Source organism: Gemmatimonadota bacterium, from assembly GCA_016209965.1.
GTDB lineage: Bacteria > Gemmatimonadota > Gemmatimonadetes > Longimicrobiales > RSA9 > JACQVE01.
The window spans coordinates 1-4,429 of sequence record JACQVE010000197.1 but is presented as its reverse complement, the minus strand read 5'-3'; the positions used below and the strand labels follow the sequence as shown (position 1 = coordinate 4,429).

The following is a 4,429-nucleotide window of genomic DNA, read 5'->3' as shown; positions in this document are numbered from 1 at the left end:
TCGTCTACCAGGTCAAGGGGGAGCTGGACGAGGCCGCGCGCTACCACCGCGAGGCCCTGGCCCTCCACCGCGAGATCGGCAACCGGCAGGGCGAGGCGAACCAGCTCGGCAACCTGGGGATCGTCTACCGGGTCAAGGGGGAGCTGGACGAGGCCGCGCGCTACCACCGCGAGGCGCTGGCCCTCCACCGCGAGATCGGCGACCGGCAGGGGGAGGCAGCAGACCTCGCGAACCTCGCCGATGTGTCCGAGCTCAAAGGCGACCAGGATGCGGCAGCGGAATACCGGCGGCAAGCACGCAAGCAGTCCTCGCGGCACAGGCGTGGCGCCGGGTCACGGCCCAAGAAAGGCAAAGTGACAAGGCCTGAGTAAGGCAAGGCATAAAGACTCGGCCACGAAGAGGTTGGACGGCTATTATAAGAACGCTCCCGACGGCGACCTCGGGCTGACCAAAATTCTGGGCTGCCCCTTTCTGGACCAGCCGTTGGCGCCGGGGAACCGCTGCGTCACCCGCCCTTGCGCTGCACCGGGATCCTGACCCGGGTGCGCTCCCACTCCAGCACCACCTCGCTGCGGTCCTTGCCCGCAGGCGCAGCAGTGATGGTGAAGGTCTCCACGTGCCCGTCGAGCCGCTCACTCTTCACCCTGGCCCGGCCCACCTCCTGGGCCTGCACCTCGGGTGTGTAGTTGCTCTCGTGCCCCCACTGCGAAGTGGAACGGTTCACTATCACCACCCACTCCGCCTCGCCGGGTACGGTGTAGAGCGAGTAGGAGCCGGGCTGCACCGCGATGCCCGCGATCTCGGCCGCGACCGGGAGGTGAATGATGGTCGGTTCATTCGCGCCCGTGCGCCACAACTTGCCGTAGGGCACGGCTGCGCCTCCGATCATGATGCGGCCTCGGGCCGACGGCCGTCCGTAGCACACCTTCGCCTCGGTCTTACCGATCACGACGCTGGTTGAATCATAGGGGCTCCGCCGCCCCTCGAGCGCCATGCGCCCACTGGGTGTGCAGTGCACCGCCGCCGCTTTGGCCGCTGGCGCCTCCTGCGCGGGCGCGGCCTGAATCGCGACCAGCATCAGCCCGGCCGCCGCGACTCCGGTCATGAGTGAACGCATTCGAGTCGCCTCCTTCTGGGGTGTCTGCAGGCTACGGACAAGCGTCCCAAGAATCTCACCCGCCGGCTGGCGGCCGCAAGTCCGGCAGCGCGCTGATGGGCTGGTCCGCGAGAAGGTCCTCCAGGATGCCGCGGCAAGTCGCGTTGCTGTGAGCGTCGGAGCGCGGGTGATAGTTGTACCTGGCGAGGTGTTCGACCAGCGCCGCGGGGCCGTTCATCTCACGCTGGCGCCTGCGAACACCAGGCGCGCTGGAACGGCCGAGGCGTCGAGCTGCGCTAACCGCTCGCGGCCGATCTGGATGTATTTCGGCTCGATCTCGTAGCCGATGCTAGAGCGCGCAGCCTCGACAGCCGCGAGCGTGGTCGAGCCGGTTCCCCAGAAGGGGTCCAGCACCGTGTCGCCAACAAAGCTGAACATCCTGATGAGGCGGTAGGCGAGGTGTTGCGGGAATGGCGCCGGATGCCCGTGCAGGCGGCTTTCCCCCGGCACGTCGTCCCACACGGATCGGAACCACTGGCTATGCTCGTCCGGCTCGAGAAGGCTCAGGGCGCGCTGCACCCTGGTTGGCTTGCGATAGCTCCCGGGCTTTCTCAGGAGCAGAATGTACTCAATGTCATTCTTGATGACGGCGTTAGGCTCGTACGGCTTGCCCAGGAAGCGGGACGAGCCAGCAACCTCGGTAGCCATGTTGGCGATCTTATACCAGAGTATCGGCGTCAGGTAGTCGAAACCGATCTTACGCGCTCTTGCCGAGATGTCGGCGTGAAGGGGGAGAACGTGGTGCCGTCCGGCCTGGCGCCGGGAGAGGCAAACGTCGCCCACCACCACGCACATCCGGCCGCCGGGCAGGAGCAACTGGTAGACGCGGCGCCAAACGCGATCGAGCTGATCCAGAAAAGCGTGATAATCGCTAGCAGCGCCGAGCTGCGCGTCAGCCCCGTTCTGATCCTCATACTCGACGAGGTTGAAGTAGGGGGGCGAGGTAACGGCAAGGTGCACCTGTTCCTCGCCGATCTCCTCCATGTGGCGAGCATCCCCTACGTAGATTCGATGCACCGTTTCACAAGGCGCGGCGCCGTTGGCCCAGGCGGTGCGCTTGGCCAGCCGCTTTGCTGCCACCGACGGCTCACCTCCCGACATGAGTTGATCCAGGGAAGCAGCGTCGTCAAAGCCCTTTCCGAGGGCAGCTTCAGCGGGCGGCGGATGCTTGACGCCTTCTCGAGGACGCATCTCTGCCTCACCGGCTGCGATGCTTGTGAGACCGTTGGGGTATCCCGCGGCGGACGGAAGGATACGTCTGTCCCCGGCAGCGATCAATGAGCTCCTGGGACCAGCCGGAATCTGACACAAGCCGAGAGCAGGGTGCACAGGCGGAGGTCGAGAGGCCTGGTTATAGCCCCTACCGTTCTGGGCAGTTGCACCTTATGGACGCCCCCCCCGGGCAGCTCGGCCACCAAAGATGGGCATACGCTCAAGCGCGGTGCAGCAGCTTGTCCAGCTCCTGCTCGTACTGCTCCACGGTCAGCTCGTCCGCCACGAAGCGGCGCTGCAAAGCTTCCAGTGGCGTTTCCCGGGGTGGCTCGAGGTGCTGGACCGCGGCTGAGCCCGAGACGGGCCGTGCCGTTCGAGCGTGCCCGCGAGGCCGGCCCCGGTGAAGGCCCCCGCGTTCGGGCTCATCGAGCCAGCGCCAGCTCGTTCGATGGTGGCCGCAGCCGAAGCGGCCGCAGACGGCCATGAATCCCCACAGGATGAGGAACCACGCAAGCACTTCCATAACCCTGCTCCTCTTGCCTCCCCCGATCCCTACGGCATCATTTCCTCACCGGTGTCAGCCAGCGGAGGCGGTGCCCCCTGCCCCCGATGGCCCGCCCCCGGCGGACTCCATCTCGCGCACGGCGCGATCCAGGATCTCCTTCATGCGCGCCAAAACCTCTGCGTCGGCGCGCCAGCGCATGGCCCGCTCAAAGGTCACCTGCGCCAGTCGGCTGAAGGAACGGGTCAGGTCCCGCATGTCCGCCCGGAAGAAGTGACCCGTGAAATCCGAGACACGCTCGAAAATGTCCTCCACCACGTCCCGGTTCTCCTCCAGGTGCTGCCGCCCCTCCTCGGTAATGCGGTACACCTTCTTCCCCTCCCGCTCCTCCGACAGCACGTACCCCTGATCCTCCAGCATCTGCAACGTGGGATACACCGAGCCAGGGCTCGCCCGGTAGCAGCCGCACGACTCCTCCTCCAGCGCTCGCATCACCTCGTAGCCATGCATCGGCTTCCGCGAAAGAAGCCGCAGAATCACGTACTTCAAGTCGCCCCGGTCGAAAAAGCGCCAGCGGAACTCCGGCCCGCAGCAGGCGCTCCACGCGGCAAACCCGAAGTTGCGCGGTCGTGCCCTCATCTCTTTCCTCCCCGAACTCTGGAACCCAGCACGGCCCACCCGTACCGCTACCTCCCCGTGCCCGTGGAGATAACGATATATCGGCCGATGTGTCGAGTCAAGATGCCCCCCCGGGCAACGCGGCCGGAAACGGCGCGCGCGGCACAGACAGCGGAGCCGCGCGCGATTCTGCAGCCGGGCGCAGCGGCTGCAGCCGGGTCGCTTTCCCGCCTTGGCCGCCCGCTTGACCTTGGCCCGCCTTGGCCGCCTGTTCCCGCCTTGGCCGCCTGTTCCCGCCTTGGCCGCTGTTGCGCGGGAGCGCGAGTCGGCGCAACTTGAGCGCTGGCCGCACCCCGCTTCCCCGTTTCCCGAGCGTCTGCGGTGCGCAGAGTGCGAGGCATCCGGGTCGTCCTGTGCTTTCTGGCGGTGCTGGGCGTGTCGTGCGATGGCTCGACCGACCCGGCTCGCCCGGTGATTGCGGCGGTGAGCGTGGTGCCGTCGGCAGACACTGTGCTGGTGGGCGACACGGTGCGCTTCACCGCGACCGCTGCGGACATGCGGGGCCGCGGCATTGCGGGTGCCTGGTTCGCCTGGATCTCGCTCGATCCGCTGGTAGCGAAAGTGGATTCGGCGGGTCTGGTCGCGGGCGTCCGGCCGGGCACGGCGAAGATCGCGGCGGTTGCGGGTCGGATCACGGGCACGGCGTCCGTGACCGTCCAGCCCGCGGCGGAGCTGCCGGACACGCACCCTGCAGAAGTGCGGGCATTGTGGATCACGCGCTGGGACTGGCACACGGCCGACGAGCTACGGGTGCTGCTCGAGGGGGCGGCGGCGGCGCGGTTCAATGTGGTGTACTTCCAGGTCCGGGGTGTGGCGGACGCGTATTACCGGCCCGGTCTCGAGCCCTGGGCCTACCGACTGACGGGCCGCCTGGGTCAGGA

General features: G+C 67.3%; 7 protein-coding genes. 2 read left to right on the top strand and 5 right to left on the bottom strand.

Annotation, left to right across the window (positions count from 1 at the left end; genetic code table 11):
• A partial coding sequence (locus HY703_07895; GenBank protein MBI4545099.1) for a tetratricopeptide repeat protein occupies positions 1-371 on the top strand: 371 nt, incomplete at its 5' end.
• A gap of 134 nt (positions 372-505) precedes the next feature.
• Here HY703_07895 and HY703_07890 read toward each other — a convergent pair.
• The 5 genes from HY703_07890 to HY703_07870 all read right to left on the bottom strand — a co-directional run bounded on the left by HY703_07890 (position 506) and on the right by HY703_07870 (position 3,509).
• Positions 506-1,117, bottom strand: coding sequence for a DUF2911 domain-containing protein (locus HY703_07890; protein MBI4545098.1), 612 nt, complete (start codon positions 1,115-1,117; stop codon positions 506-508).
• 55 nt (positions 1,118-1,172) lie between these two features.
• A complete protein-coding gene (locus tag HY703_07885; GenBank protein ID MBI4545097.1) occupies positions 1,173-1,334 on the bottom strand; it encodes a hypothetical protein in 162 nt (53 codons plus the stop codon).
• Positions 1,331-2,257, bottom strand: coding sequence for a site-specific DNA-methyltransferase (locus HY703_07880; GenBank protein MBI4545096.1), 927 nt, complete (start codon positions 2,255-2,257; stop codon positions 1,331-1,333). The genes HY703_07885 and HY703_07880 overlap by 4 nt, the downstream gene beginning before the upstream one ends.
• Positions 2,258-2,588: 331 nt before the next feature.
• Complete coding sequence (locus tag HY703_07875; GenBank protein ID MBI4545095.1) at positions 2,589-2,891, bottom strand: hypothetical protein; 303 nt, start codon at positions 2,889-2,891, stop codon at positions 2,589-2,591.
• A 54-nt stretch (positions 2,892-2,945) separates the two neighbouring features.
• Positions 2,946-3,509 carry a PadR family transcriptional regulator gene (locus HY703_07870; GenBank protein MBI4545094.1) on the bottom strand — a complete coding sequence of 188 codons (564 nt, stop codon included), beginning with the start codon at positions 3,507-3,509 and terminating at the stop codon, positions 2,946-2,948.
• 360 nt (positions 3,510-3,869) lie between these two features.
• On the opposite strand from HY703_07870, the gene HY703_07865 reads away from it, so the two are divergent.
• Positions 3,870-4,429 (top strand): Ig-like domain-containing protein (locus tag HY703_07865; protein MBI4545093.1); only part of this gene is annotated, 560 nt, incomplete at its 3' end.

Bases quoted from the DNA above. Each gene is read 5' to 3' on its own strand.
- HY703_07890 (MBI4545098.1), bottom strand. From the start codon at position 1,117: ATGCGTTCACTCATGACCGGAGTCGCGGCGGCCGGGCTGATGCTGGTC.
- HY703_07885 (MBI4545097.1), bottom strand. From the start codon at position 1,334: ATGAACGGCCCCGCGGCGCTGGTCGAACACCTCGCCAGGTACAACTAT.
- HY703_07880 (MBI4545096.1), bottom strand. From the start codon at position 2,257: ATGTCGGGAGGTGAGCCGTCGGTGGCAGCAAAGCGGCTGGCCAAGCGC.
- HY703_07875 (MBI4545095.1), bottom strand. From the start codon at position 2,891: ATGGAAGTGCTTGCGTGGTTCCTCATCCTGTGGGGATTCATGGCCGTC.
- HY703_07870 (MBI4545094.1), bottom strand. From the start codon at position 3,509: ATGAGGGCACGACCGCGCAACTTCGGGTTTGCCGCGTGGAGCGCCTGC.